Annotated in this window: 24 protein-coding genes and 1 tRNA gene; 12 read left to right on the top strand and 13 right to left on the bottom strand. The window is 67.3% G+C overall.

Going from position 1 to position 26,326, the window contains the following annotated elements:
• Positions 1–461 precede the first annotated feature (461 nt).
• Positions 462–535: transfer RNA gene (locus FN829_RS05925), tRNA-Lys, on the bottom strand.
• A gap of 204 nt (positions 536–739) precedes the next feature.
• On the opposite strand from FN829_RS05925, the gene FN829_RS05920 reads away from it, so the two are divergent.
• Positions 740–2,200 (top strand): DHH family phosphoesterase, encoded by a 1,461-nt coding sequence (locus tag FN829_RS05920; RefSeq protein WP_142986071.1) that lies wholly within the window; start codon positions 740–742, stop codon positions 2,198–2,200.
• Positions 2,201–2,285: 85 nt separating this feature from the next.
• Positions 2,286–3,713 (top strand): FAD-dependent oxidoreductase, encoded by a 1,428-nt coding sequence (locus FN829_RS05915; RefSeq protein WP_142986070.1) that lies wholly within the window; start codon positions 2,286–2,288, stop codon positions 3,711–3,713.
• 8 nt (positions 3,714–3,721) lie between these two features.
• On the opposite strand, the gene FN829_RS05910 is transcribed toward FN829_RS05915, so the two are convergent.
• The 6 genes from FN829_RS05910 to nth form a co-directional block, all read right to left on the bottom strand.
• Positions 3,722–4,231: a hypothetical protein gene (locus tag FN829_RS05910; protein ID WP_185955698.1), complete on the bottom strand. Its 510-nt coding sequence runs from the start codon at positions 4,229–4,231 to the stop codon at positions 3,722–3,724.
• Complete coding sequence (locus tag FN829_RS05905; RefSeq protein WP_142986069.1) at positions 4,228–4,722, bottom strand: phosphopantetheine adenylyltransferase; 495 nt, start codon at positions 4,720–4,722, stop codon at positions 4,228–4,230. The genes FN829_RS05910 and FN829_RS05905 overlap by 4 nt, the downstream gene beginning before the upstream one ends.
• Before the next feature lie 86 nt (positions 4,723–4,808).
• On the bottom strand, positions 4,809–5,411 hold the full coding sequence (locus FN829_RS05900; protein ID WP_142986068.1) for a winged helix-turn-helix transcriptional regulator: 603 nt from the start codon (positions 5,409–5,411) through the stop codon (positions 4,809–4,811).
• Between the two features lie 65 nt (positions 5,412–5,476).
• Complete coding sequence (locus FN829_RS05895) at positions 5,477–6,583, bottom strand: glutamate--cysteine ligase (protein ID WP_142986067.1); 1,107 nt, start codon at positions 6,581–6,583, stop codon at positions 5,477–5,479.
• Between the two features lie 225 nt (positions 6,584–6,808).
• Entirely contained in the window at positions 6,809–7,363 is a 555-nt protein-coding gene (locus FN829_RS05890) for a DoxX family membrane protein (RefSeq protein ID WP_142986066.1), read from the bottom strand.
• Positions 7,364–7,512: 149 nt separating this feature from the next.
• Positions 7,513–8,196 carry an endonuclease III gene (nth, locus tag FN829_RS05885; protein ID WP_142986065.1) on the bottom strand — a complete coding sequence of 228 codons (684 nt, stop codon included), beginning with the start codon at positions 8,194–8,196 and terminating at the stop codon, positions 7,513–7,515.
• A gap of 152 nt (positions 8,197–8,348) precedes the next feature.
• Between nth and FN829_RS05880 the strand changes: the two genes are divergently transcribed.
• From FN829_RS05880 to FN829_RS16400, 3 genes are all read left to right on the top strand, one after another.
• Complete coding sequence (locus FN829_RS05880) at positions 8,349–8,717, top strand: hypothetical protein (RefSeq protein WP_142986064.1); 369 nt, start codon at positions 8,349–8,351, stop codon at positions 8,715–8,717.
• A gap of 329 nt (positions 8,718–9,046) precedes the next feature.
• The gene (locus FN829_RS05875) at positions 9,047–9,838 is read left to right on the top strand and encodes a thermonuclease family protein (RefSeq protein ID WP_142986063.1); all 792 of its coding nucleotides are present in this window, start codon (positions 9,047–9,049) and stop codon (positions 9,836–9,838) included.
• The gene (locus FN829_RS16400; RefSeq protein ID WP_321169399.1) at positions 9,798–10,133 is read left to right on the top strand and encodes a rubrerythrin-like domain-containing protein; all 336 of its coding nucleotides are present in this window, start codon (positions 9,798–9,800) and stop codon (positions 10,131–10,133) included. The genes FN829_RS05875 and FN829_RS16400 overlap by 41 nt, the downstream gene beginning before the upstream one ends.
• A 172-nt stretch (positions 10,134–10,305) precedes the next feature.
• Here the strand turns inward: FN829_RS16400 and FN829_RS05865 are convergent, their stop codons facing one another.
• On the bottom strand, positions 10,306–10,644 hold the full coding sequence (locus FN829_RS05865; RefSeq protein WP_142986062.1) for a 2Fe-2S iron-sulfur cluster-binding protein: 339 nt from the start codon (positions 10,642–10,644) through the stop codon (positions 10,306–10,308).
• Positions 10,645–10,800: 156 nt separating this feature from the next.
• Here FN829_RS05865 and FN829_RS05860 point away from each other — a divergent pair, with 156 nt between their 5' ends.
• On the top strand, positions 10,801–11,061 hold the full coding sequence (locus tag FN829_RS05860; protein ID WP_142986061.1) for a hypothetical protein: 261 nt from the start codon (positions 10,801–10,803) through the stop codon (positions 11,059–11,061).
• 265 nt (positions 11,062–11,326) lie between these two features.
• Complete coding sequence (mvaD, locus tag FN829_RS05855; RefSeq protein WP_142986060.1) at positions 11,327–12,325, top strand: phosphomevalonate decarboxylase MvaD; 999 nt, start codon at positions 11,327–11,329, stop codon at positions 12,323–12,325.
• Between the two features lie 41 nt (positions 12,326–12,366).
• On the opposite strand, the gene FN829_RS05850 is transcribed toward mvaD, so the two are convergent.
• Positions 12,367–13,368: an alpha/beta hydrolase gene (locus FN829_RS05850; RefSeq protein ID WP_142986059.1), complete on the bottom strand. Its 1,002-nt coding sequence runs from the start codon at positions 13,366–13,368 to the stop codon at positions 12,367–12,369.
• Between the two features lie 50 nt (positions 13,369–13,418).
• On the opposite strand from FN829_RS05850, the gene FN829_RS05845 reads away from it, so the two are divergent.
• The 3 genes from FN829_RS05845 (at position 13,419) to FN829_RS05835 (ending at position 18,988) form a co-directional block, all read left to right on the top strand.
• The gene (locus tag FN829_RS05845; RefSeq protein ID WP_142986058.1) at positions 13,419–14,867 is read left to right on the top strand and encodes a DEAD/DEAH box helicase family protein; all 1,449 of its coding nucleotides are present in this window, start codon (positions 13,419–13,421) and stop codon (positions 14,865–14,867) included.
• Positions 14,868–15,034: 167 nt separating this feature from the next.
• Entirely contained in the window at positions 15,035–17,185 is a 2,151-nt protein-coding gene (fdhF, locus tag FN829_RS05840) for a formate dehydrogenase subunit alpha (protein ID WP_142986057.1), read from the top strand.
• A gap of 90 nt (positions 17,186–17,275) precedes the next feature.
• The gene (locus FN829_RS05835; protein WP_142986056.1) at positions 17,276–18,988 is read left to right on the top strand and encodes a formate--tetrahydrofolate ligase; all 1,713 of its coding nucleotides are present in this window, start codon (positions 17,276–17,278) and stop codon (positions 18,986–18,988) included.
• Positions 18,989–19,022: 34 nt separating this feature from the next.
• On the opposite strand, the gene moaC is transcribed toward FN829_RS05835, so the two are convergent.
• The 3 genes from moaC to FN829_RS05820 form a co-directional block, all read right to left on the bottom strand.
• On the bottom strand, positions 19,023–19,559 hold the full coding sequence (moaC, locus tag FN829_RS05830; protein ID WP_142986055.1) for a cyclic pyranopterin monophosphate synthase MoaC: 537 nt from the start codon (positions 19,557–19,559) through the stop codon (positions 19,023–19,025).
• Positions 19,552–21,093: an NAD(P)H-hydrate dehydratase gene (locus tag FN829_RS05825; protein ID WP_142986054.1), complete on the bottom strand. Its 1,542-nt coding sequence runs from the start codon at positions 21,091–21,093 to the stop codon at positions 19,552–19,554. The genes moaC and FN829_RS05825 overlap by 8 nt, the downstream gene beginning before the upstream one ends.
• Before the next feature lie 98 nt (positions 21,094–21,191).
• Complete coding sequence (locus FN829_RS05820; RefSeq protein ID WP_142986053.1) at positions 21,192–21,989, bottom strand: TrmB family transcriptional regulator; 798 nt, start codon at positions 21,987–21,989, stop codon at positions 21,192–21,194.
• Between the two features lie 380 nt (positions 21,990–22,369).
• Between FN829_RS05820 and FN829_RS05815 the strand changes: the two genes are divergently transcribed.
• Together FN829_RS05815 and FN829_RS05810 are read left to right on the top strand one after the other, a co-directional pair.
• Positions 22,370–23,173: a TrmB family transcriptional regulator gene (locus tag FN829_RS05815; RefSeq protein ID WP_142986052.1), complete on the top strand. Its 804-nt coding sequence runs from the start codon at positions 22,370–22,372 to the stop codon at positions 23,171–23,173.
• Positions 23,174–23,680: 507 nt separating this feature from the next.
• Positions 23,681–25,066, top strand: coding sequence for a hypothetical protein (locus tag FN829_RS05810; protein WP_142986051.1), 1,386 nt, complete (start codon positions 23,681–23,683; stop codon positions 25,064–25,066).
• Between the two features lie 129 nt (positions 25,067–25,195).
• On the opposite strand, the gene FN829_RS05805 is transcribed toward FN829_RS05810, so the two are convergent.
• Positions 25,196–25,954 carry a glycosyltransferase family 2 protein gene (locus FN829_RS05805; RefSeq protein ID WP_246066454.1) on the bottom strand — a complete coding sequence of 253 codons (759 nt, stop codon included), beginning with the start codon at positions 25,952–25,954 and terminating at the stop codon, positions 25,196–25,198.
• Positions 25,955–26,326: the final 372 nt, after the last annotated feature.

Here is a 26,326-nt window from a genome sequence, read left to right as displayed (position 1 = left end):
CAGTTCCGTGAGATTGTCTTGATGTTCGCCATCACCAACATAGAACCGCTGTGTGAGCCGCTGTGACCGTGACTCAGCATCTATTCAACACAGCATACTAAATAGTCCTCTTGTCATTCCATCTGCTCGTTGTTCGTTGCTTCGGCGTAGTGTATGTTCATCATCTCGTGAGTTATCCACTCTGTCGGCGGTCACGTCCAGCCCCCTCCTCACCGTGCCACCTCCCGATTGACTCACACCGAACAATTCTACAGTCTACTAATTCTCGCGCGCGCTGACTGAACTAATAGATAGGAGGCAACTCAACTATAGCAAACCGCAGTAAGGAGCAGATGCGCATCACACTCGAAACGAACTGACGCCAAATCGACGGTTATTCCCAAACCTTCTAATGGCGCTACCTGCTATGTATAGACAGTTCAGCCGCTAACGACCTAACTTGGTATCCGTCTTTGAGAAAGCGGGCCGGGCGCGATTTGAACACGCGACCGACGGATTAAGAGTCCGTCGCTCTCCCTAACTGAGCTACCGGCCCTCGACCTTCCGTATCCGAGTCACGGTAAAAGGCCTTTTCATTCGCCGGGCACCACGGCGGCGACGGCCCCCTCACCTATCCGAGTCGGTGACGGCGATATCCGCCGAACGAGCGCGCGAATTCGATGAAGACGGCCCTCTCACGGACCGGGACGCCGCGGCGAGAGCGCACTCGTTAAGTGTCGTCCCGCGGAAACTCGCCCCAATGAGTGGCGCATCCGGCTCGGCACGCACGCGGTACGCGATACTCGGCTGCGGGAGCGTCGGCCACGCGGTCGCGGAGTCGCTCTCCGAACGCGGCAAGGACGTGCTCATCCTCGACCGCGACGAGAGCCGCGTCGAGGCGCTGCGGGACCAGGACCTCAACGCGCGCGTTCAAGACATCTCCGAGCCCGACGTCGTCGACGCACTCGACGACCGGGACATCGTGTTGATCCTCGCCTCGGACGTCGAGGCCAACAAGGCGGCCGTCTCCGCGATCCGCGAGGTCGACGGCGACCAGTACGTGGTCGTGCGCGCGTCCGACCCGGTGAGCGAGGACGAGCTGCGCGAGCGCGGCGCGGACGTGGTGATCAACCCGTCGACGGTGATAGCCGACAGCGCCCTCCAGTCGCTCGAAACGGGCGAGTTGGAGTACATGGCGCGGCAGCTCGCGGAGATCATCGAGGGCGGCGGCGGCCGGATGGCGATCCTCACCCACGACAACCCCGAGCCGGACTCGATCGCGTCCGCGACCGCTCTCCAGGCGATCGCGGACGCGTTCGGTGTCGAGGCCGACATCCTCTACTCCGGGGACGTGGGACACCAGGAGAACCGTGCGTTCGTGAACTTGCTCGGCATCGACTTACGCTCCCGAGCGGACGCACCCCCGCTCTCGGAGTACGACACGGTCGCAGCCGTCGACCTCGCGAAGTCCGCCGAGGACGAGATGGACTTCGAGACCGGGATCGACGTCTACATCGACCACCTCGAGTCGGACGCGCCGCCGGACGCGCGGTTCGTCGACGTCCGGACGAACGTCTCCTCGACGTCGACGATCCTCACGAAGTACCTCCAGGAGTTCGACCAGTCGCCGACGGAGGCGGTCGCGACCGCGCTGCTGTACGGGATCCGCGCGGAGACGCTGGATTTCAAACGCGACACCACGCCGGCGGACCTCACCGCGGCCGCATACCTCCACCCGTTCGCCAACCACGACACGCTCGAGCAGGTGGAGTCGCCCTCGATGAGCCCGGAGACGCTCGACGTGTTGGCCGAGGCGATCCAGAACCGGCAGGTTCAGGGGAGCCACCTCTTCTCGACGGCCGGGTTCATCCGCGACCGCGAGGCGCTCGCACAGGCCGCTCAACACCTCCTCAACCTCGAGGGGATCACGACGACCGCGGTCCTCGGGATCGCGGACGATCACATCTACCTCGCGGCCCGCTCGAAGGACATTCGGCTCAACATCGGCAACGTCCTCCAGGAGGCGTTCGCGGAGATGGGCGACGCCGCGGGCCACTCGACGCAGGGCTCCGTCGAGATCCCGCTCGGCATCTTCACCGGCATCGAGGCGAGCGGCGGGAACCGCGACACGCTCCTCCACCTGACCGAGGAGGCGGTCCGCCGGAAGCTGTTCGACGCGCTCGGCGTCGAGGGCGCGGCGGAGGGCGGAAACGGCTCGTAGACCGCGCCAGAGCCGTCTCACGTCCGGTGCGTCCGCCGCACACGTCGGGGACGGCTTTTTATCCACGGTCGGCGACTTCCCTCGCATGACCGACCCGTTCGTCGTCGTCGGTGCCGACGCGGCCGGACTGAGCGCCGCCAGCAAGTTCCGCCGGGAGGCCCCCGACCGCGACGTCGTCGTCTTCGAGAGGGGACGCTGGATCTCCTTCGCGTACTGCGGGATGCCGTACTTCATCGAGGGACGGATCGAGCACATGTCGAACCTGCTCTCGTTGTCGCCGAGCGAGGTCGACGATCGCGGGATCGACCTCCGGCGCGGCCACGAGGTCGTCGGAGTCGATCTTGAGGCCGCGACGGTCGCGGTCGAAACTGCCGACGGCGACGGGTTCGAGCAGCCGTACGGCGACCTGCTCGTCGCGACCGGCGGCCGCGCCGTCACCGGCCCCTTCGATGTGCGGGGGGTAGACGGTGCGTTCACCCTCCACGACATGGACACCGCGGCGGCGATCGACGCGTACGTCGCCGACCCCGACGAGTACGATCCCGGCCGCGTAGACGTGTCGGCGGTCGACCGCGAGCGCGTTGACCGCAACGCGGCCATGCCCGCCCCCGAGACCGCCGCGATCGTCGGCGGCGGGTACGTGGGCGTCGAGATGGCCGAGGCGCTTTCGGGCCGCGGGCTCGACGTTCATCTCTTCCAGCGCTCCGACCACCTCCTCCCGCCGTTCGGCGAGGCGGTCGGCGAGCGAGTCGAGGCGGAACTCGAAGACCGGGACGTGACCGTCCACACCGGGAGTCCCGTGGAGGGTCTGGTCGGTGACGGTCGGATCGAGGCGGTCGCGTTCGACGGTGAGTCGCTCGCCGTCGACCTCGCGATCGTCGGCGTCGGCATCGAGCCGAACGCGGAGCTGCTGTCGGGAACTGGCGTCGAACTCGGTGAGGGCGGCGCGATCCGGACCGACGAATACGGGCGGACGAACCTCCCGGACGTGTACGCCGCCGGCGACTGCGCGACGGCGATCCACGCTGTCACCGGCGAGGAGGCCTGGATGCCCCTCGGCCTCACGGCGAACCGTTCCGGCCGCGCGATCGGGGCGACGGTCGCCGGCGACCCGACGCCGGTCGGCGAGATCGCCGGGACGGCCGTCGTCAAGGCGTTCGACCAGGAGTGCGGTCGCGTCGGGCTCGTCGACGAAAAGGAAGCGGCCGAGGCCGGCTTCGACCCCGTGAGCGAGACGGTCACCGCGGGCTCGCGCTCTGGGTACTACCCGGGGGCGGCCGAGACGGACGTGACGCTCGTCGCCGACCGCGACACGAAGCGGCTGATCGGCGGGAGCATCGTCGGACCCGATCGCGCGGCCGTTCGAATAAACACCCTCGCGACCGCGCTGGAGGCGGACCTCACGGTTCCCGAACTCGAGCGGCTCGACTTGGCGTACGCGCCGCCGTTCAGCCCGGTCTGGGACCCGATACTGGTCGCGGCGAAGGTGTTGAACGGCTCGCTCGAGGAGTGAGAGACGGATCAGTCGTCGGCGTCGGCGGTGGGGGATCCGGCGTCGTCCTTCGAGTCCCCGCCGTCGTTCCCCGCGTCTCCACCGGTCGCCGCCGCTAGCCCGCGACCGACGAGGAAGCCGACAACCCCGAGCGCGACCGCGCCGGCGACCGCGAACGCGAGGGATTCCGCGAGCGCGAGGCCGGTCGAGAGCGGACCGCCGCCCGCACCGCCCGCGTCGACCGCGATCCCGCCGCCGGCGACGAGGCGGATCCGGGGGCCGAGAATTTCGAGCAGGGCCGCCGAGACCGGTCCGTACGCGAGGAGCACGCTCGGGAGTAGCCCGCCGTCGACCCGCGTGAATCCCGCGACGCCGACCCCAACCACGGCCGTACAGGCGACCGCGATCGCGATCGGAGCCGATCCCAGCGCTCCCGCGGCTCGGAGGGCGACGATCGAGAGCGCGAACCCGGTCGCGCTCCAGACGGCGGCGCGCTCGAATCCCGCCTCGCCGAGGAGAGTCCGCACGAGTCGCGTCATTCGGGCCGCGTCGCGCCCCGGCCCTCCCGGTCGGGGGTGATGTTTCCGTGTTCGTCGATCTCGCCGGCGACGATGCGCGTCGAGGAGATACGCTCGCCGTCGTCGGCGGGGACGTGGTCGACGACGACGATCTCTAGCGGGTCGTGGCCGCGCGACTCGCGGATCTCGTTGATGCGTTTCCCTCCCACCTTCGTCTCGGGCGAGACGATCAGCGCGTCGAACTGCGGCTCGACGGCGATCCCCGTCGGTTCATCCAGTTTCCTGACCGCGAACTCGCGGTCGTGTGCCGCCGCGAGGGGTTCGAGTTCGGCCTCCAAGTCGCGTTTGCGGCCCTCGTACGGGCGGACGTACCGCTCGACGTGTCGGGTCTTCGGGGCGAGCTCGTCGGAGGTCAAGCCGACAGTCACGTCACCCAGCTCGAACGCCCGTTCGAACAGCCTCCGGTGGCCGTCGTGGACGGGGTCGAACGTGCCGCCGAGCGCGACGTTCATGTCCGTTGGTTGCGCGGACGGGACTTAAATCATCCCGAACCGACCGCGAGGACGTCGATCGGTTCGGTCCGGTTCGATCGGTTCAGTTACCGATCGTCGGCGCCGTCTTCGGGCCGGTCGTCGTCTTCGGTTCCGTCGTCCTCGTCGGTCGTCCCGTTCACGCCCTCGTCCGATCCGGCTACGGATATCTCGACCGGTTCGTCGTCGCCTTCGGTGGACTCCCCGCCCAGCCGCCGGTCGAGGTTGAAGACGGCGTTGAGCTCTGCCTGGACGTCGCCGACGACGCCGCGGACCAGTTCGCTCGGCGCGATCGCCTCGTACTCGTAGGGGTTGTTGCCCGCGCCGTCGGCCTCGCGTTTCCCCCGCGAGACCGTCTCCTCCTCGTGAAGCTCCGCGAGTGCCTCCCGAACGGTGCTCGGGTAGAGGCCGGTCCCGTCCGCGACCTCGTCGCTGGTGCTCTCGGGGTTCTCACGGAGATAGACGTATATCCGCGCCCGCGTTTCCGTGTCGAGCAGCCACGCCAGCAGGTCCACGACGTTGTCGTCGAACCCCTTGACCGCCTTGTCGGCCCCCTCGCCGAGCCGCTCGCGAGTCTTTCGAAGCTCCTCTTTCGTCCGCTCCGTCGGCGATCCGTCGTCGCCGTCGCCGACGATGTCGTCTCCGCGTTCGGCGTCGTCGTCCGTGGTCATGCCCGAAACGTCGCTCCCCGCGCGGAAAAGGGTTTCTCGTCGCTTTCGTTCCGACGGAACCGGGTTCAGCGCGGATCCAACACGAGGTCCGCACACAGCGCGTCGAGCCCGCCCTCCTCTCGGATCCGGCGCTGGCGGTCGGTCCCGCTCTCGGCATCGTACACGTCCCGGATCCCGTCGATCCCCAGGCGGTCGCACTCCTCGTCGACGACTTCGCCGAGCGAGACCGTCGCCTCGCCGTCGCGTGTGACGAACGACGCGTCGTGTCCGTACCGGATCGCACGCCACTTGTTCTCGTCCAGTAGCTCGCGGCGGAGGCCGGAGTCGGATCCGGAATCGGGTTCAGATCCGGCCGCTCCGTCGTCGTACCGCTTCGCGAGGTCGACGACGAGCGCGTGGACGAACTCGACGAACGCGAGCGTCCGCTCCGGGTCGCGCTGGGCATCCGGCGCGCGCACCTCGACCGTGCCGTGGCCGGTGTGCGGGCGCACGTCGAACCAGAGCTCCCCCCGGTCCTCGATCGATCCCTGCTCGACCATGCGACGCTCGAACCGGTCGAAGGAGTCGAAGTCAGCGAACGCCGAGGGGATCCCCGTGTTCGGGAGGTTCTCGAAGACCTTCGCGCGCGCCGACGCCAGCCCGGTGTCGTGACCGTTCCAGAACGGGGAGTTCGCCGACAGCGCGAGCAACACCGGACAGTACCACCGGAGGCGGTTGGCGATCCACACCGCCTTGTCCGCGTCGTCGACGCCGACGTGGACGTGGAGGCCCGCCGTCGTGTTCCGGTGTTGGGGGTACTGGATACGGTCGAGCTGCGAGCGATACCGCGGCTTCTCGGCGTGATCCAGCTCGCGCCACCGCGCGGCCGGATGTAATCCGGCGGCCGCGATGCGGTAGCCGTCCTCGGCGGCGTGATCGACGAGCGCCCTCCGGACCGATCGGAGCGCGTCGCCCGCCCGGTCCGGGTCCTCGATGAGCGGCGTCTGCGCCTCGATCGTACACTTGAACAGCTCATGATCGAACCCCTCGGGGACCTCCGGAGGCGGGTCGCGACCGTACACGAGGTCGTCGGTCCCGGAGGTTGGGCGACCGTCGGCGTCCACGACGAAGAACTCCTCCTCAATGCCGAGCGTTCCCGTTCGGGTGAACGCGTCCCGCGAACCGAGTTCCATTACGAGCCGATTAGCCCGTGCGTTATTATAAGGATTGGATGGGGGAAATCGCTTCGCGACGGTACCACGATGCTTCGAAAACGCCTCGGCGGCGGCGCCGACGGCATCCCGAAGAACTGGCGTCTCGAAGGAGAAGACTCGCAACGAGAGGCGATCGAACTGCCGGAAAACGAGTCGGACGCAAAACGAGTCGGACCGAGGGTTCGACGGGGCCGCGCTCCCGGCTTAGCCGAGGAGGTAGCGGGCGGCCGGGAACCGCTCGATGAGAGGCATCCCGCCGACCTCGATCCGCTCGATGTAGGCGTCGAGGCCGAGGATCCGGCCCGCACCGAAGGCGGCGACCGTGAGGAACACGGCCGCGTAGATGAGCGTCGAGTCGAACAGGGCAAGGAACTCGCCCGCCCAGCCGCCGAGGTAGAACATCGTCATCTGGATGGCCCCGCCGAAGGCGGCCAGCCGGACGAACGCCCCCGCGATGAGCGCCACGCCGATGAGCACCTGCGTCACCGGGACGACGACGTTAACGATCTCCATGAGCGCCGGCATCGACGCCATCGCGCCGAACAGTCCGCTGACCGGGCTCGCGGGGTCGACGTTCGCGAGATACCCGCTCGCGTCGAACGGCCACTCGCTCACCTTCCCAAGGCCCGCGAACAGGATCATCCCGCCGATGGTCGCTCGAAGCAGGACGATGAACAGCGCCGACAGCGAGTGCGCTCTCCCCAGCAGCGTGATCCCGCCGAACTCCCCGCCGAACTCGTTGGTGGTTTTGGTGGACATAGTGTCTCTCTCCGGTTACGGATACGCCGGGTGAACACATAAGGGGGGAAGGGCGTTCCACGTTGCGGGGAAGGAGATCGTCGATTCCCCCGATCGACGGGGTCATTATAACCACACGAGGCCGTGGATCGGTTCCGCTCCGGACCGGTCTACCACTCCTCGCCGCTCGCGAGGTCCACGTCGGCGTCGGGTTTCGCGGAGGGACAGACATCGGCGAGCACGCAGTCGGCACAGTCCGGGTTGATCGCGGTACACGTCGCGCGCCCGTGGTCTATCATGAGGTGCGTGAACTGCTGCCAGTCCTTTTCGGGGACGATCCCGAGGAGGTCCTCCTCGATCGCCTCGGGCCGTTCCTCCTCCGTGATCTCAAGCCGCCTCGTGAGCCGTTGGACGTGCGTGTCGACGACGATCCCCTCGACCACGTCGTGGCCGTGCTGGAGCACGACGTTCGCCGTCTTTCTCCCCACGCCCGCGAGGTCGGTGAGCTCGGACATGGTGTCGGGGACCTCGCCGTCGTGTTCCTCCGCGATGTCCGCGCACGCCGAGCGGATGTACTTCGCTTTGTTGTTGTAGTAAGTGATCGAGTTGATCGCCTCGGCCAGTTCCTCTTGAGGTGCGTTCGCGTACTCCTCGGGCGTCTCGTAGGTCTCGAACAGGTCCGAACAGACCGTGTTGACGCGCTCGTCGGTACACTGCGCCGAGAGGATCACGGCGATGAGCAACTCCAGCCGGTTCGAGTATTTCAGCGAGATGGTGGAGTCCGGATACTCCTCGTAGAGCCTCTCGAGGACCTCCTCGACCTGCGCCTCGCGCGGTTCGAGCGGCGTTCCCATACGCGTCGCACTCGCCGACCGACATAAAGCGATCCGGAAGCGGCCGCGAACCGGTCCGGAAGCGGTCACGGGAGATACGGAATCGCCCCCGAAGTGGTCGGAAAACCGCCCCGGAGCGACAGTTTCAGGTTCCGTCCCGGCCACGAGCCGACGTGTCACGCTCCCGCGATCGGACCCGACGACACCCGGCGTACCTCCGGCGGCCCGAGGAGTTCTACACCCTCTGGATCGCCGCCACCTCGACGTACGGCGTCGGCGACATCGTCTCGACGATAGCCTTCCTCGCGTACGTCCCCGAGATCGAGGAGGCCAATCCGATCGTCGCCTTGGCGCTCGACTCCTTCGGCCTCGCCGGACTCGTCGGGCTCAAGATCGCGGTGTACCTCGTCATGCTGTGGATCAGCGTCCTCGGAGCCCGCGATGGCGACGGGCTCCTCTATTATTTCCCACCGGTACTTCTGACTATCGTCGGGCTCTACCTCACCGGCTCGAACGTCTGGCTGATGTGGATCGCGACGTGAGCGACGGGCATCGGTGAGTCTCTCGACAGGGGAGACGCTCTGAACAGGCGAAGCAGAGAGCGATCGCGGTGGCGTCGCCGGCGCTTTGCGCCGGCTGCCAGAGGCACGGAGCGCCTCGCTGTCGCGAGGACGACGTCGACTCCTCCTTTGGAGATAGTCACCGCCTCAGCAACGATCCCGTTCTCATCACCCCGATCCCCACCGAAACATCCGTACCACTAACACTCTTCATCGAACGATCGTTTCAGGCGGGAACAGGTCTGAAAGCGAAGCCTCGATACTCTCGTTCTCACCGAACGACTCTTGTAGACGAGATCGTTTCATCCGGTATGAACTTCCGCGGGCAACGCGTCACACTCGCCGTCCTCCTGCTCGTCGTGCTCGCGGGGTGTGCCGGGACCGCGGTCGACGATCGGCCCTCGCCGTCCTCCGGCTCGAACGAGCCCGTAACCGATCCCCGCGGTCCGGGGACGGGCACCGAGTGGATCGTGACCGTCACTCGAGTGATCGACGGCGACACGATCGAAGTCGAGTTCCCGAACGGGGAGACCGACACCGTCCGACTGTTGGGCGTCGACACCCCGGAGACTTCGTTGGACACGGTCTCGCCGGGCAAGTTCGAGGGGATCCCGGAGACGGCCGCCGGCCGACGTCACCTCTATCAGTGGGGCGAGGAGGCGACGCGCCACGCGACCGACGACCTGGCCGACGAGGAGGTTCGGATCGCGCTCGACGAGGAGGCGGACCGCCGCGGCGGCTTCGGGCGGCTCCTCGCGTACGTGTACGTCGACGGCGAGAACTTCAACGAGGGTCTCCTCTCGAACGGCTACGCGCGGGTGTACGACTCCTCGTTCTCGATGCGCGAGGAGTTCGACGCGGCGGAACGGGACGCTCGCGAGCGGTCCGTCGGCGTATGGGGGTTCGAGGCGTCGCGTGCGGCCGACCTCGTGCCGACCGACACCGGCGACGTGACCGTTCCGCCTCCGCCGTCCGACGGCGACTACGACTGTTCGGATTTCGACACGCGGGCTCAGGCTCAAGCCGTGTTGGACGGAGTCTCGGGGGATCCGCACGGACTCGATGGCGACGGCGACGGCGTCGCCTGCGAGTCGCTCACCTGACGACGGTGACCGTCCACGTCCTCCGCGACGATCCCGAGGAGCCGAGGGGCCGGAACGTCGTCGCGGATCCGACCGTTCGTCAACCCGAACACCTCGTATCCGATCAAACAATACTATGGATATAAGGTACAAACCTATCCGCTCTGGCATGCTACTGGATACCATGAGGCCGAACACGACGGAAACGGGAGAAGAACTGTACGAATGTTTCGAATGCGGAACTCGATCGGAGACGGCGGGTCGCTGTGACTGCGGCGGGGAACTGCTCCACTTGGGTCGGTCGCGCGACCTGTAAGCGGCCGAGGGCGAACCGATCCGTAGCGGGAACGGGGATCGACCGACGTTGAGGGGTCGTCGCCGTCGCGGGCTCGGTCGTTGTAGGGTCGGTCGACGTTGCGGACTCAGTCGTTGTAGGGTCGGTCGACGTTGCGGACTCAGTCGTTGTAGGGTCGGTCGACGTTGCGGACTCAGTCGTCGTCAGCCGCCGCGGCCGGTCCGCCGGACCCCGCGTCCGCGTCCTCCTCGATGCTCGGCGGGTACTTCCCGCGGTCGAGTTTCAGGTCGGACTGCGGGCGCGCCATACAGGTGAGCGCGAACTCCTCGGCCTCCTCGTCGGTCAGCCCACGGGCCGCCGGTTGGGTCACCTCACCCTCGACGATCTCGGCGGAGCAGGCGAGACACATGCCGACGCGGCAGGAGTACTCTTGGGCGATCCCCTCCTCGATACAGGGCTGGAGGATCGTCTCCGTGTCGGACACCTCGATCGTCTCGCCGGTGCCGACGAACTCGACGGTGTACTCGGTCATGAGGCGGAGTACCCGCCGACCCGTCAAAAAGGGTTCCCCTCGATCCCGTCGCCGTCGCGGGGTCGGAAGTGACCACGATGCGCCGCGGTGCGTCCGGTTTCGGTCGGCTTCCGATGTCGGTTTTTTTATAAACGGGACGAGAAGGCGGACCCGTCAATGGTCCTCGCTCCCTCCGTCGCAGGGTTGCCGACGTATCGATTCTGGGGCGTCACCGTCGTCCGCGACGAACTGTTTCTTTTCGCGGCGCTTCTCGTCCTCTGGGCGACGCTCGGGCGGTGGATCTACGGGGACGCGAAGGCTCGGGGTAGCGAGTGGGCGTGGCAGTGGGGGTTCGGCACCCCGCTGACGCTGGTCGCGGGCCTCGACGTGATGTTGCTGGTAGTAGTGATCTACCTCTTGCTTCGGAATTCGGACTGACCGTCGTACGTATTATTTCAAACGACTGACGCAGATCTGCGGTGAACATCTCCAAAGCCCCAGCCACTCCGAACCGCACAGCACCGCAACCGCACCTCACGCCTCCCCAGCCTCGTTGCGAGCGCGAACGCGCTCGCAACTCCCTCGCGGGCTCTTCGTGCCCCTGCGGGGCACTCGGAGGCGCACCGCCGCATCTCCGTTATTTATCGGGAGCTTCCTCCCGCTCATCGCAACGACTAATCCCCCGCCGGACGCTTCCCGAGGTATGACCGGCAAGGCCACCGCGCGTGCCCACCCGATCCAGGGGCTCGTCAAGTACCACGGGATGCGCGACGAACGGCGTCGCTACCCGTACCACGACAGCATCAGCCTCTGTACCGCCCCGACCGCGACCACGACCACCGTGGAGTGGGAGCCGGACGCCCCGGAGGACACCTACGTCATCGGCGGCGAGGCGGTCGAGGGGCGGGCGGCCGAGCGGATCGCGGCGGTCGTCGACGAGGTCCGCGAGCGCGCGGACACGGACGCCGCCGTCAGGCTGGAGAGCGAGAACTCCTTCCCGTCGAACATCGGCTTCGGCTCCTCGTCGTCGGGGTTCGCGGCCGCCGCGCTCGCGCTCGTCGAGGCCGCGGGACTCGACCTCGACCTGCCGGAGGTCTCGACCGTCGCTCGACTCGGCTCCTCCTCGGCGGCCCGCGCCGTCACGGGCGCGTACTCGCTCCTCGAGGCCGGACTCAACGACGCCGACTGCCGGTCGCGCCGGCTCGACGTCGGCGTCGGCGACGACGGCTTCGACCCCGAGGAGGACCTCCGGATCGTGGCCGCGCACGTCCCCGCCTACAAGGAGACGGAGGAGGCCCACCGCGAGGCCGCCGCGAGCCACATGATGCAGGCGCGGACCGCTCACGTCCAGGACCAGCTCGTGGAGATGACGGACGCCCTCCGAGAGGGCGACTTCGACCGGATATACGGGACCGCCGAACACGACTCGCTGTCGCTCACGGCCACCACGATGACCGGCCCCGCCGGCTGGGTGTACTGGCAGCCGGAGACGATCGCGGTGTTCAACGCGGTCCGCGAGCTCCGCGAGTCGGGCATCGACGTCTACTTCTCCACCGACACGGGCGCGTCGGTGTACGTCAACACCCGCGCGGAACACGTCGACCGGGTGGAGTCGCGGATCGCCGAGATCGGGATCGACACCGACGTCTGGGAGGTCGGTGGGCCGGCGCGCGTCCTCGACGCGGACGAGGCACTGTTCTAGGCGCGTTCCGGGCGACGGTCAGCACCCCCACGCTCCCCCGACTACAACCGGTCTCTGATATCGGCCGCGACCGCCGAGAGCGCCTCCTCCGCGACCGCGACCCGGTCCGTGAGGCTACAGAAGCCGTGCGCCATCGCCGGGTAGTGCCGCCTCTCGACGGACGTTCCGTCCTCGTCGAACCGCTCCGCGAGCGCCAGCCCGTCGTCGCGAAGCGGGTCGAAGCCGGCGGTGACGACGGTCGCGGGCGGAAGTCCGCCGAGGTCGTCGGCCCGGAGCGGGACCGCGAAGGGGTTCTCCGCGTCGACCGGGCTCCGGAGGTACTGCTCGTAGAACCACTCCATGTCGGCGCGGGTGAGGAGCGGCCCGTCGGCGTTCTCGCGGTACGACTCCGTCCCGAAGTCGTACCCGGCGATCGGGTACAACAGGAACTGGCCCGCGATGTCGGGGCCGTCGAACTCGCGGGCGTGAAGCGCCGCGGCGGCGGCGAGTGCGCCGCCCGCGCTGGTGCCGGCGACGCCCAGTCGGTCGGGGTCGCCGCCGAACGCGTCCGCGACGCTCGCGGCCCACTCGACCGCCGCGGCCGCCTCGTCGACCGGGACGGGAAAGGGATGCTCGGGCGCGAGCCGGTAGTCGACGGAGACGACCACCGAATCGGTCCGCGTCGCCAGCTCGCGACAGGGGCCGTCGATGGAGTCGAGCGTCCCGAGCGTCCAGCCGCCGCCGTGGAAGTAGACGAGGGTTCGGGCGGCCGGCGCGTCGGCATCGAGCGATCCGTCGGCGTCGGCCGGCGTGTCGGAGTCTGTCGCGGCGCCGGGACCCGTCGCGGCCGTCGGTCGGTACACCCGCACGGGAACTTCGCCGTGCGGGCCGTCGAACGCGAGGTCCCGCACGCTCTCGACGGGCGGCTCCGGCTCGCCGGAGAACACCTCGTCCTCCAGGCGTCTGGCGGCCTCGACGGAGAGGTCGTGCCACTCCGGGAGTCCGAGCGTTTCGAGTTCGTCGACGACCGCCGCGAGTTCGGGGTCGAGTTCGGCCGCGCGCATGCGGGGACCGAGGCGGTGGTCCTTTATCAGTCGGTCGGTAACTCCGACCGATGACGGTGCGGCTGTCGTACGAGAACGGGACGATCCGGGTCGAGGCCGATCCGGCCAGGAGCGACGGCGACGGCGGGACGGACCGCGGCACCGACGAGCGTGCCGCCGGTGAGGCGGACCGCGACGCTCCCGGCCTACCGCCGCTTCCGGGCGTCGAGACCGACCCTCGCTCGGGCACGGGGCGCGCCCCCGCGTACCGCTACGCGGCGATCCGGCGGGCGCTCGAGGTCGCCGGCGTCCCCGTCGACGACCGGGTGCCGGCGTGGGAGCACGGAAACGGCGACGATCCGGACGGTGTCGACCTCGCACTCTCGACCGAGTACGACCTCCGGGAGTACCAGGCCGACGCGCTCGCGGCGTGGCACGACGCCGACGACCGGGGCGTCCTGGAGCTGCCGACCGGGGCCGGCAAGACCGTGATCGCGATCCGCGCGATGGTCGATTCGGGCGTCCCGACGCTCGTCGTCGTCCCCACGATCGACCTCCTCGAGCAGTGGCAGCGCGAGTTGGAGGCCGAGTTCGACGTGCCGATCGGTCGGTTCGGCGGCGGCGAGCAGCGCAGGGAGGCGATCACGGTGTCGACGTACGACTCCGCGTACCTCAAAGCCGAGGACGTCGGCGACGCGTTCGGGCTCGTCGTCTTCGACGAGGTCCACCACCTCGGCGGCGAGGGGTACCAGGATATCGCCAGACTGCTCGCCGCGCCCGCCCGGCTCGGGCTCACGGCGACGTTCGAGCGGCCCGACGGGGCCCACGAGACGGTCGCGGAACTCGTCGGCGACCGCGTCTACGCGCTCGACGTCGACGACCTCGCGGGCGACCACCTCGCGCCCTACGACGTCAGGCGGATCGAGGTGGAGCTGACCCCCGAGGAGCGCGAGCGGTACGACGAGAAACAGGGGACCTTCCTCGAGTACGTCCGCGAGGCGGGGATCACCTTCACGAGCGGCGACGACTACCGCAAGCTGGTGATGCGGTCGGGAAACGACCCGCGGGCACGGGAGGCGCTGCTGGCGAAGTCGGCCGCCCGCGAGGTCATGATGAACGCCGACCGGAAGCTCGAGCGGCTCGCGGACCTCCTCGAGCGCCATCGCGACGACCGGGTCATCGTCTTCACGGCCCACACCGAACTGGTCTACCGGATCTCCGAGCGGTTCCTGGTCCCCGCGATCACCGCGGAGACGGGCGCGACGGAGCGCCGGGAGGTCCTCGAGCGGTTCCGCGACGGGACCTACGGTCGGGTGGTCGCCGCGAACGTCCTCGACGAGGGGGTCGACGTCCCCGACGCCAACGTCGCCGTCGTCCTCTCGGGGTCGGGCAGCGAGCGTGAGTTCACCCAGCGGCTCGGCCGGATCCTCCGACCGAAGGCGGACGGCGGCCGGGCGGTGCTCTACGAGATCGTCTCGGCGGAGACGGCCGAGGAGCGGGTCGCAGCGCGTCGGCGGTGAGTCGGCAGTGAGTCGGCTCGCGGCGGTCGACGGGACTGGGTCCTCGACGGGACCGGATTCGGGCCTCTCGGAGACGCTTCGTTCCTGAGAAGGAGTGTCACCGACACACTCATGGAACTAGCGGCATAGATCGTGACACATGAACACGCTTCGAGCGGGTGATCGACGTGTCCAGTGAGGGTGACGACGCGGTCAAGACGATCTGCCCGTACTGCGGCGTGGGCTGCGGTATCCAGATCCAACAGGGCGATGACCGCGGTGACGTGAACTTCAGGCCGTGGGGCGACGCCCCGGTCAACGAGGGCCGGATCTGCATCAAGGGGGGCGCGGCGACGCAGGTGATCGACCACGAGGACCGGCTCACGGAGCCGCTGATCAAGGAGGACGGCGAGTTCCGCGAGGCGACGTGGGAGGAGGCGTACGACCGGATCGTCTCGGAGATGGAGCGGATCCGCGGGGAATGTGGCCCCGACGGGATGGGATTCTACGGCTCCTCGAAGACGATGAACGAGGAGAACTACCTCCTCCAGAAGCTCGCGCGCCGGTACGGCACCAACAACGTCGACAACTGTACCCGAATGTGTCACGCCTCGACCGTCTGGGCGCTCCGGACCAGCCTCGGCGCGGGCGCGATGACGAACAGCATGGAGGACTTGGAGGAGGCCGCGGACGTGTTCTGGATCCAGGGCGCGAACCCCGGCGAGCAGCACCCGATCGCCAACAGCCAGTACTTCCGACAGGCGGTCTTAGAGGGCGCGACCGTCATCCAGGTCGACCCCCACGCCAACAAGACCACGCGCTCGTTCGACATCGAGGAGACCGACCGCCACATGCACCTCCAGTTGAATCCGGGTGCCGACATCCCCCTCCTGAACGTCGTGCTCAAGACGATCCTCGAGAGGCACGAGGCGGAGCCCGACGCGGGGTGGATCGACGAGGACTTCATCGAGGAGCGGACCGAGGGGTTCGAGCACCTGAAGGAGACGCTCGCGGACTTCGACAAGGAGGAGGCCGCCGAGGAGGCCGGCGTCCCGGTCGAGGACATCGAACTCGCCGCAGAGAAGTACGCGATGGCGAACAACGCCGCCATCTTCACCGGGATGGGGATGAGCCAGCACACCTGCGGCGTCGACAACGTTCAAAACGAGATCAACCTCGCGCTGATCACGGGTAACCTGGGCAAGCCCGGTACCGGCGTCAACCCGCTCCGCGGTCAGAACAACGTCCAGGGGACGAGCGACGTGGGCGCGATGCCGAACGTCCTGCCCGGCTACCAGCTCGTCGACGACGACGAGGCTCGCGAGTCGGTCGAGGAGGTGTGGGGCTTCGAGGTGCCGGACGAGCCCGGCCTCACGAACGTCGAGATATCTCACGAGGCGGGCAAGTCGGTCCACGGACTCTACGTGATGGGCGAGAACCCCGTGATGAGCGAACCCGACGGCAACGTCGTCGAGGAGCGGCTGAAGTCGCTGGAGTTCATGGTGGCACAGGACATCTTCATGACCGAGACCGCCGAGTTCGCGGACGTGGTCCTCCCGGCGACGACGTGGGCCGAGCGCGGCGGCACGGTGACCAACACCGACCGGCGCGTCCAGCGGATGCGCGGCGTCGAGAAGGTCCACGAGAACACGAAACACGACCTCGAGATCCTGATGGAGGTCGGCAGCCGCCTCTTCAACGAGGAGGAGTTCCGCTTCGACGACGTGGAGGCCGTCTTCGAGGAGCTTCGGGAGGTCTGTCCGATCTACCACGGGATGACCTACGACGGTCTCGGCGAGGAGGGGCTTCACTGGCCCTGCTACGAGGAGGGCGACGAGGGCGACCAGTTCCTCTACGAGGACTCCTTCGACACGGAGAGCGGCCTCGGGCAGATCGAGGGCGTCCGCCACCAGCCGCCCGCGGAGGTGCCCGACGAGGAGTACCCGCTCATCCTCACCACCGCCCGCCTCGAAGAGCACTACAACACGGGGACGATGAGCCGACGCTCGCCCACGCTCTCGCGCCAGCACCCGGAGAACTTCGTCGACGTCCACCCGAACGACGCCGATCACTACGGCATCGAGGACGGCGACGTGGTGACGCTCCGGTCCCGCCGCGGCGAGATCGAGGTGAAAGCGCAGGTGACCGAGGACATCAAGGAGGGCGTCGTCTGGACGACGCCGCACTTCGCGGCTGCTTCGGCGAACCGACTCACGAACGACGTACTCGACGACCGCGCGAAGATCCCCGAGTACAAGGCGGCCGCCGCCGACATCGCGGTGACCGTCTCGGACGGCGGCGAGCCGACCGGCGACGACCCCGAACCGGCCGACGACTGAACGGGTCACCCGCCTTTTCGAGAACGCCCGCGCTCTCACGCGACCGGAACGACCTCCAACGCTCTTGACCCGCCCGCGTGAAGGCCCGGTATGGTGACGACCGACGCCGATCTCGACGACGGAACGCCCGAATCCGACCTCGCCGTCGCGCGCGCGACGGACACGCGACCCATCGAGGAGGTGGCCGGAGATCTCGGCTTGACGCCCGAGGACATCGAGCCGCGAGGCGAGGGGATCGCGAAGCTCACACAGGGGGCGGTTCGGTCGGCGACCGCGGGCGACGTCGACGGGACGACCGTCCTCGTGACCGGGATGACGCCGACGCCGAAGGGCGAAGGGAAGACGGTGACCACCGTCGGCCTCGGTCAGGCACTCGCGGGGCTCGGCGAGTCCACGACGGTCGCGATCCGCGAGCCCTCGCTCGGGCCGGTCTTCGGGATCAAGGGCGGCGCGGCCGGCGGCGGCCGCTCGCAGGTGCTGCCGATGGAGGCGATAAACCTCCACTTCACCGGCGACATCCACGCGCTGACGGCCGCACACGACCTGATCGCCGCGGCGCTCGACAACCACCTCCACCAGGGGAACGAGCTCGAAATCGACGTGCGACGGGTCGACTGGCCGCGCGCGCTCGACGTCAACGACCGCGCGCTCCGGGAGACGGTAGTCGGGCTCGGCGGGCCCGCACGCGGCGTTCCCCGCGAGGACGAGTTCGTCATCACCGCAGCCTCGGAGTTGACGGCGGTGCTCGGGCTCGCGAGCGATCTCGAGGACCTCAAAGCGCGGATCGCTCGGATCGTCCTCGCGGAAGACGCCGACGGCGAACCGGTGACGCCGGCGGATCTCGGCGTCACCGGCGCGGTCGCGGCCCTGCTCCGTGACGCGTTTCGGCCGAACCTCGTTCAGACCGTCGAGGGCGTTCCGGCGCTCGTCCACGGCGGCCCGTTCGCGAACATCGCGCACGGCACCAACACCCTCGTGGCCGACCGCGTCGGCGCGTCGCTCTCGGAGTTCCTCGTCACGGAGGCCGGCTTCGGCGCGGACCTCGGCGCGGAGAAGTTCGCCCACATCGTCGCTCGCGAGGGGATCGTCCCGGAGGTCGCGGTCGTCGTCGCGACGGTTCGGGGGGCCAAACGCCACGGACTGGAGATGTGGCCGACCGACTTCGACGCCCTCGCGGAGCCGGACGCGGACGCGGTGCGTGCGGGCGTCGCCAACCTCCGACGCCACGTCGAGATCGTCGAGTCGTTCGGGATCCCCGCGGTCGTCGCGATCAACGTCTTCCCCGACGACACGGAGTCGGAGCTCGCGGCGCTCGAGGAGGAACTCACACAGGACGGGATCGCGGTCGCCCGCTCCACGGCGTACCGCGACGGCGGCGACGGGGCGATCGACCTCGCCGAGCGAGTTCGGGATCTGGCCGGAACCGGGGAGTTCGCGCCCCTGTACGACGTGGACGAGCCGGTCCGGGAGAAGATCGACACGGTGGCCCGCGAGGTGTACGGCGCTGACGGGGTGGAGTACGTCGACGGCGCGGACGACGACGTCGATCGCCTCGAGGAGTGGGGGTACGGCGACCTCCCGGTGTGTCTCTCGAAGACGCCGTACTCCTTCTCGGACGACGCCTCGTTGACCGGGGTTCCGACGGGGTGGACGCTCACCGTCAGGGAGGTGACGCCCTCGGCCGGGGCCGGGTTCCTCGTGGCGAAGACTGCCGACGTGATGACGATGCCGGGGCTTCCCGCCGAGCCGGCCGCCGAGGGGATCGACGTCGACGCGGACGGAGACGTCTCTGGACTGTTCTAGGTAGCGGAGCCCCGTCGCTTCTCGGGTTTCGCCGTCAGATCTCGCGTTTCTCCTTCGAAACGACCTCCACGTCCGAGATTCGCGTGTCCGGGTACTCGCCGTCAGCGTCCTTCTCCGCGGCCTTCACCATGTCCCAGACGACGTTGAGCCCGGTCGTGACGCCCTCGAGAGCCTCCATCTCGCAGCCGGTCTTTCCGGTCGTCTCGACGGCGACGGTGACCTCGACTCGGTCGTCTCCGACCGCGAACTCGGTGTCGACGTTCGTGATCGGGATCTGATGACACATCGGGATCGTCTCCCAGGTGTGTTTGACGGCCTGTATCGCGCCGATTCGGGCGGTCGCGAGTACGTCCCCCTTGGCGATCCCGTCGGCCCGGATCGCCTCGATCGTCGAGGCGGTGAGTCGGATCTCTCCACGGGCGACGGCCCGCCGGGCCGTGTCGGGTTTCGCTCCCACGTCGACCATCTGGACGTCGCCGTCGGCGGTCGTGTGCGTCAACTCGTCGTCCGAGGTCGCCGCCGGCTCCGGGGTCGCCTCGACCGGTTCATCGGGGTCCGTCTCCTCACTCATCGTACAGCGCGTCCGGGAGCCGGTCGATTAAGTCCGTCGCCACGAGGCCGTGTCCGTTCGCCTCCGCGGCCGCGTCGCCGGCGAGCCCGTTCACGTACGCGCCCGCGGCGGCCGCCTGAAACGGGTCCGTTCGGGCTGCGTTTCGGTCCGTTTGAGTCGTTCGCGGGTCCGTTTGGGCCGTTCGCGGGTCCGTCTGAGCCGCGAGCGCGCCGACCGTCCCCGCGAGCACGTCGCCGGTGCCGCCGACGGTCATCCCCGGGTTGCCGGTGCGGTTCTGTCGAACCGTCTCCCCGTCGTCGCTCGCGATCACGTCGTACCGCCCCTTCACGAGGAGCGTGTGGCCCACCTCCGCGGCGAACGCCCGGACGAGTTCCGCCCGTTCGTTCGGATCCGCGGCGGTCTCGCCGCCCATCCCCCGGAGTTCGCCCTGATGCGGCGTGCAGATCAGTTCGGCGTCCGTCTCGACCTCGGGGACGACTCGGAGCGCGTCGGCGTCGACGACCGCCCGGCCGGAGAAGTCGGCGAGAAATCGCCGGACGAACTCGAGCGACGCCTCCGCGTTCCCCATCCCCGGCCCGATCACGACGACGTCCTGGTCGGCCGCGAGCTCGGCGACCCGGTCGAAGTGGTCCGGACCGAGGCTCTCTCCGGGAAGCGGGCGAACGATGAGGTCCGCGGAGTAGCCCTGGATCTCGTCGGCGACGCTCGCCGGACACGCCACCCTCGCGAGGTCCGCGCCGGCCCTGAGCGCGGCCCGCGCGGACAGCGACGGCGCGCCGGTGTAGGGACCCCCGCCGACGACGAGGACCTCCCCGTTCTCGCCCTTGTGCGAGTCCGGGCTCCGACCCAGTCCGAGGAGGTCGCCGGGGCCGGTGTATCGCTCCGCGGCCGCCGGGATCCCGATGTCCGCGACCGTCACGTCGGCCTCGAGCCGTTCGAGCCCCGGCTTCGCGTCGTGAAACGTCACGACGCGGTCCGCGTCGACGGCGACGGCTCCGTCCCCGCCGGTCGGCTCCCCGGTGTCGGCGTCGACTCCCGACGGAACGTCGACGGCGATCACGATCGCGCCGTCACCGCCGCTCTCGCCGCCCCTCCCGCCCGACGCGTTGATCTCCTCGACCGCGGTCCGAGCCGGTTCACGCAGCGTCCCGGAGACGCCGGTTCCGAGGACCGCGTCGACGACGACGGCCGGCGATCCGAGATCGAAGTCGGCGGAGTCGGCGACGGTCTCGCTCGGGATCTCGGCCGCGTGGAGCGCCTCCCAGTTCTCGCGGGCGATCGCGGTTCCGATCGACTCCGGCCGTCCGAGCAGGTGAACAGTCACGTCGCGGTCGGCGAGGAACCGAGCCGCGACGAACGCGTCCCCGCCGTTGTTTCCGCGACCGCACACGAGCGCGACCGCGTCGCCGGGATCGCTCGCCGACCGGACCGCCCGGGCGACGGCGTTGCCGGACGACTCCATCAACTGTTTCGAGGGCACGCCGAGTGCGGCCGCGTTGGCGTCGACGGCCGCCATCCGTTCACTCGAGATCATACCGAGGGATCCGACGGTAACGGTGATAACGGTGATGGCCGCCCGCGGTTCGGTCGCGGGTCGTCGACGAGACGGCGCCGGAGGACTCCCGGTCCCCGTTACTTCGGATCCTCGGCGTCGAGTCGCCACGTGAATATCTCTCTCAACACGACGACCAGACTGTTCTTGTCGCCCTCGCCCCAGATGGCAGTCTCCGACCGGGCGTCCGATGGAGCCGCGTCCTCACCGTTGACGAGCGCGCTTATGAGCGTCTTCCGCCCGTCGATCATCGTGAGCCGCCCCGCCGACGTGTCCGACCAGACCCACAGCGACTCGAACATCTCCGCTCCAGGGATGTCGCTCTGGATGCGCTCTTGGACGTCCGTCGAGACCCCGCCGAGTTTGATCGAGACGCCGCGCTTCGCGGCTTCGCTTAGGCCATCGATCACGTCGTCGGTGAGGAGGCCCTCGACGGTCATGTAGACGATCTCCTCTTCGGCGCCCGAAAAGAACTCCAAGGCTCGTTCGGTGACCGCCTTCCGTCCATCGACCGTCCAGACGCCCCGCTGTTCGGCCCGTCGTTCGGCGGGCTCGAGTTCGTTCAGTGCCGTTCGGAGGACGTCAGTTCGGTGTTGGAGTTCGTGTTCGAACGATCGGCTCGCGGTTTCGGCCGAGATGGCCCAGAACTGCTTCGGTGACGATTGGAGCACGTCGACGAGTCCTCGGTCGTGTAGTTCGTCGATCGCGTCGTAGACGCGGGTCCGCGGTACCTCCGACACCTGGCTCACGTCCCTGGCCGTGCCCGACCCCAGACTCGAGAGTGCCACGAACGTCCGCGCGGCGTACGCGCTCAACCCGAACCGTTCGAGTTGCTCGATGGCTGCGGCGCGTGGGTCTTCGGTTGGATCGTCGTTCATCGGTTTGGCTGACTCCCGGTAGTACGAATCCAGACACGTGGCGTGATCGGGCGGCGCACAGTAGGCGAGTGGAACACGAAAGTGACCTGCGTACGGATGGACGGTCGAAGGCCACCCGGTTATTCTTTTTGTGATTAATCGAGTGAGTGATTCATCGAACCTATTTATCCATTTGAAGTGAAGTAGAGCGCGAGAAGATCAGTAGTTACTGGACGAGTTACAACTATCTCGGGTGGCGGCGCGCCATCGTGGACTGCGTCGCCGACAGCGGGAGGAAACGCCTCGGACGCCCTCGTCTCGTCATACATCGAGTGACAATACATATCCGTTGGGGGAGAGAATCAACAGGAAGTCCGGGGGATCCCGGGAGGGTGGGACACATGGAAACACCAGAAAACGTGGAGGAAGCGATCGAGGTCCTCCAGCAACTCGGCTTGAAGGAGTACGAAGCTCGATGCTTCGTCGGACTGGCTCGTCTCAATACGGGAACCGCGAAGCGACTGAGCGAGATAACGGAGGTTCCGCGGACGCGGGTGTACGACGCGATACGAGTTCTCGAGGCGCAGGGCTTGGTCGAGGTCCAACACTCGAGTCCACAGCAGTTTCGCGCGGTCCCGCTCGAGGAGGTGACCGGTGCGTTCCGCGATCAGTACGAGGAGCGCGTCGAGCGCCTGTACGACGCCCTCGATACGGTCGACCTCGTCGTCGAAGAGGACGACCGCACCGTCCAACAGATATGGTCGATGACCGGACGAGACGCGATCGAAAGCAGGACGGATCAGCTCATCGAGAAAGCCACGGAGGAGGTCGTGTTCATCATCGGCGACGAGTCGCTCTTCACCGAGAACCTGATCGATACGCTCAACGAAGTGAGCAGCCGCGTCGACGTGCTCATCGGAATCTTGTCCGAATCGTTCCAAGAACGGGTCCAAGCGGCCGTGCCGAACGCCACGACGTTCGTCTCCGGATTGGAGTGGTTGCGCAGCGAGAACACGACCGGAGACGAGACGTCGATCGGACGGCTGCTGCTCGTCGACCGTTCGATGATCCTTGTGAGTTCGATCATCTCCGAGAGCGGAGAGGAACGAGCGATCTACGGGGAGGGATTCGGGAACGGACTCGTCGTGATCTCCCGACGCCTCATGTCCCAAGGGCTGATACCCGCTCGCGACCCGCAACACTAGTCGCACACGCGACGACTCGATTTTCAGGCGAGCGCGTTGTCTCGGGTACCACCATCGACGGCGCCGCAGTCGCAGTTGTCGGAAGCGAACTCCCGATGTGGACCGTCGAGAGCTACGGACACGAATACTGCGTCTGATACGTAACGTCGTGCTACCGTTTATCGCACACTCGACCGACGAGTAAGCGAGATGTACTGGCGTCGGTGTGTCCCGACTCCGTCAGTCGCCCGGGTCGTGACGTCAACGGAGGATACGGAACTCCGAGCGTTATGGCGTACCTGCGGACGGGTCGGTCGGTCGGTCCGAATCGAACGGCACGGATCCGAACAATATTACCGAGATATTGATATTAATCGAACAATTTCTCGACATACCGGATTCGCTGTATTGGCAGTAAAGCCGGTATTACTGGCATAGAGTGATTCATTACTATTTAATATTGGATTCCTGATCTATTGTCTTCCCAACAATAAGACGCCGAACCTGCCGGCCAACGATCACTCACATATGCCACAGACACGACCGAATCAGGCCTTCGCGCTGCTCTTCTCGCTGTTGATGCTCACGTCTATGGGCGTGACCTCGATAGCGGTCGGAACCGGTACCGCGCAGGCACAGGCGGACGGAAACGTATCGTATCGAGTAAACGCAGGGGGATCGACGGTCGAAGCCGTCGACGGCCCCGACTGGGTGGGAGACGCCCAGTACCTCGTCGCCGGTGAGGACGAGACGTCGACCAGCCCCGCGCCGGACGCGATCGACGGCTCGGTTCCGGCGGGGACGCCCTCGGAGATCTGGACCACCGAGCGGTGGGAACCCGAAAACGGCGAGGAGCTACAGTACGAGTTCGACGTCCAGTCCGGCCAACAGGTCGACGTACGGCTGTACTTCTACGACGGGTACTCCGGGACGAGCAACCCCGGCGAGTACACCCACGGCGTCGTCACCGAGGACGACTCCGCGACCGCGACCATCACCATCGAAGCCGTCGATGACGGAGATGACGGAGCCGGTGATGGTGACGACGGAGACGATGGGGACGATGGAGATGATGGCGACGGAGACGACGGAGACGATGGGGACGATGGAGATGACGGCGATGGGGACGATGGAACCGGTGATGGTGATGACGGAGATGACGGAACCGGCGATGGTGACGACGGAGATGACGGAACCGGCGATGGTGATGACGGAACCGGTGATGGTGACGGCGGAACCGGTGATGGTGACGACGGAACCGGTGATGGTGACGACGGAGCCGGCGATGGTGACGGCGGAGCCGGCGATGGTGACGACGGAGCCGGCGATGGTGACGGCGGAGCCGGCGATGGTGACGGCGGAGACGATGGAGCCGACGATGGTGATGACGACGCTGCGGACGAGGAGTTCACTCTCGACGAGGTCTCACAGGCGAAGTACGGCCGGGACTTCGCGGAGCTCAGCACCGAGACTGCCGCCGAAGTTCAGGAGATCTTCAACCGCCAGCCGTTCCCTGAGGGAACGGACCCGGCCGACATCCGGACGCGGGACGAGATCACTACCGACCGCTACGACCGCGACTTCGACGAAGTGAGCCGCGAGACGGCGATCGAGATACAGAACGACTACGACGCACAGTTCGGTCCGCTTCCCTCCGATCCGTCGGTCACCCTCGACGAGGTCTCACAGGCGAAGTACGGCCGGGACTTCACGGAGCTCAGCACCGAGACTGCCGCCGAAGTCCAGGAGATCTTCAACCGCCAGCCGTTCCCCGAGGGAACGGACCCGGCCGACATCCGGACGCGAGACGAGATCGCTACCGATCGCTACGACCGCGACTTCGACGAGGTGAGCCGCGAGACGGCGATCGAGATACAGAACGACTACGACGCACAGTTCGGGGCCGAGAACTAGCTCCGGGGCACCGACGTTTCGGCGCTATTTTTTGACTATCGGTTCGCGGTGAAGTTCCCGGAACCGCTCTCGTCGTGATCGTGCGACGCTCGTGGTTCCAGAACCCGTTGAGCGAGTTCAACCGGTCTCCTACCGATCCGCACCAGTCGCGGGAGTCGGCTCCCGCCGATCGGTCTGGACGGCGTCTCGTCGTCGTATCCCGTGAGCGCGGCCGGCGGCCCGTGCCAGCGTCCCGGCACCGTGAAGCAGGGCCGATCGCACCGGGAAGCCGATGTAGTTCGCGGGATCGACCGCGTCACTGAGGGTCATCAACCACTGTTCTCGCCCGCTCCGCCCCGCCTTGTCCCACAGGTACGGTTGCTCCATCTCCTGACGGTACGTCTTCCGCAGGTAATCCGAAACCGAGTCGGCGTAGGGGTGATCGACCACGAGTTCGGGGTCGTAGTATATCGGAGAGGCGGTGAGTACCCGCTCCGCGAGCTCGAGTTCCTCGTGACCCCACGGGATCTTCTCGTCCCATCCCCCTATCTCGTCGAACACGTCCCGGTGTACTCCCATGTTACATCCCCAGAACCGCGTGACGTAGCGCGGCTCGTCGCCGAAGTCGTAGTGGCTGGTGAGGTTTCCGGCGAAGACGTCGTCGCGGGGGTGAACCGTCCTGCCCGCGACGGCCGTCTCGGTCTCGAAGATCTCGGACATCAAAGAGAGGTATCCGTCGCGCGGTCGGGAGTCGTCGTCGAGGAACACCAGTTTGTCCGCCTTCGCGCGGTCGATACCGGCGTTCCGGGCGGACGTAACGGTCGGCTCGTCCTGGAGGCAGACCTCGTAATCCGAAAACGAATCGGAATCCAAGTAGTCGAGACACTCGACTTCGTCCGGCGGTTTCAACGTGGGGATAATGACACTGATATCCGTCATAGGCCCCTGAACGACTGTTACTGGTTTTGTTATTGATCGCCTATCTCTCCCCTCGCTCGACCGCTTCGAGCCCTCGGCCCACGAGCGGTTTCGGCCGACGGCTCCCGAGTCGGAGGGGTCCAACGCCGGATCCCACGCACCATCCCGTCGATCATCCCCCGGACGAGGAACCGTAGGAGACGACAGTCAACTCGCCGGTCGGGTAACAGCCTACTACCCGGTGATAGAGGGATCGTAACTACACTGCCGACGTGCGACGGGCGAGTATGGTCGGGTTATCCGAACGGAAGGGGTCCCGACGTCGACGAACGGTTTCGGGACGGAGGTAACCCGTGGACCCGC

The sequence above is a fragment of the Halorubrum cibi genome (genome assembly GCF_900182635.1).
Taxonomy (GTDB): Archaea; Halobacteriota; Halobacteria; order Halobacteriales; family Haloferacaceae; genus Halorubrum; species Halorubrum cibi.
The sequence above is the reverse complement of the archived record's forward strand: the minus strand, read 5'-3'. Positions and strand labels throughout refer to the sequence as shown.

Coding starts and splice junctions, on each gene's coding strand:
- FN829_RS05915 (WP_142986070.1), top strand. CDS start 2,286: ATGACCGACCCGTTCGTCGTCGTCGGTGCCGACGCGGCCGGACTGAGC.
- FN829_RS05875 (WP_142986063.1), top strand. CDS start 9,047: ATGAACTTCCGCGGGCAACGCGTCACACTCGCCGTCCTCCTGCTCGTC.
- FN829_RS05815 (WP_142986052.1), top strand. CDS start 22,370: ATGGAAACACCAGAAAACGTGGAGGAAGCGATCGAGGTCCTCCAGCAA.
- FN829_RS05820 (WP_142986053.1), bottom strand. CDS start 21,989: ATGAACGACGATCCAACCGAAGACCCACGCGCCGCAGCCATCGAGCAA.
- FN829_RS05905 (WP_142986069.1), bottom strand. CDS start 4,722: ATGAACGTCGCGCTCGGCGGCACGTTCGACCCCGTCCACGACGGCCAC.
- FN829_RS05810 (WP_142986051.1), top strand. CDS start 23,681: ATGCCACAGACACGACCGAATCAGGCCTTCGCGCTGCTCTTCTCGCTG.
- FN829_RS05910 (WP_185955698.1), bottom strand. CDS start 4,231: ATGACGCGACTCGTGCGGACTCTCCTCGGCGAGGCGGGATTCGAGCGC.
- FN829_RS05920 (WP_142986071.1), top strand. CDS start 740: ATGAGTGGCGCATCCGGCTCGGCACGCACGCGGTACGCGATACTCGGC.
- FN829_RS05860 (WP_142986061.1), top strand. CDS start 10,801: ATGGTCCTCGCTCCCTCCGTCGCAGGGTTGCCGACGTATCGATTCTGG.
- FN829_RS05865 (WP_142986062.1), bottom strand. CDS start 10,644: ATGACCGAGTACACCGTCGAGTTCGTCGGCACCGGCGAGACGATCGAG.
- mvaD (WP_142986060.1), top strand. CDS start 11,327: ATGACCGGCAAGGCCACCGCGCGTGCCCACCCGATCCAGGGGCTCGTC.
- FN829_RS05900 (WP_142986068.1), bottom strand. CDS start 5,411: ATGACCACGGACGACGACGCCGAACGCGGAGACGACATCGTCGGCGAC.
- FN829_RS05890 (WP_142986066.1), bottom strand. CDS start 7,363: ATGTCCACCAAAACCACCAACGAGTTCGGCGGGGAGTTCGGCGGGATC.
- FN829_RS05845 (WP_142986058.1), top strand. CDS start 13,419: ATGACGGTGCGGCTGTCGTACGAGAACGGGACGATCCGGGTCGAGGCC.
- nth (WP_142986065.1), bottom strand. CDS start 8,196: ATGGGAACGCCGCTCGAACCGCGCGAGGCGCAGGTCGAGGAGGTCCTC.
- FN829_RS05850 (WP_142986059.1), bottom strand. CDS start 13,368: ATGCGCGCGGCCGAACTCGACCCCGAACTCGCGGCGGTCGTCGACGAA.
- FN829_RS05825 (WP_142986054.1), bottom strand. CDS start 21,093: ATGATCTCGAGTGAACGGATGGCGGCCGTCGACGCCAACGCGGCCGCA.
- FN829_RS16400 (WP_321169399.1), top strand. CDS start 9,798: ATGGCGACGGCGACGGCGTCGCCTGCGAGTCGCTCACCTGACGACGGT.
- FN829_RS05835 (WP_142986056.1), top strand. CDS start 17,276: ATGGTGACGACCGACGCCGATCTCGACGACGGAACGCCCGAATCCGAC.
- moaC (WP_142986055.1), bottom strand. CDS start 19,559: ATGAGTGAGGAGACGGACCCCGATGAACCGGTCGAGGCGACCCCGGAG.
- FN829_RS05895 (WP_142986067.1), bottom strand. CDS start 6,583: ATGGAACTCGGTTCGCGGGACGCGTTCACCCGAACGGGAACGCTCGGC.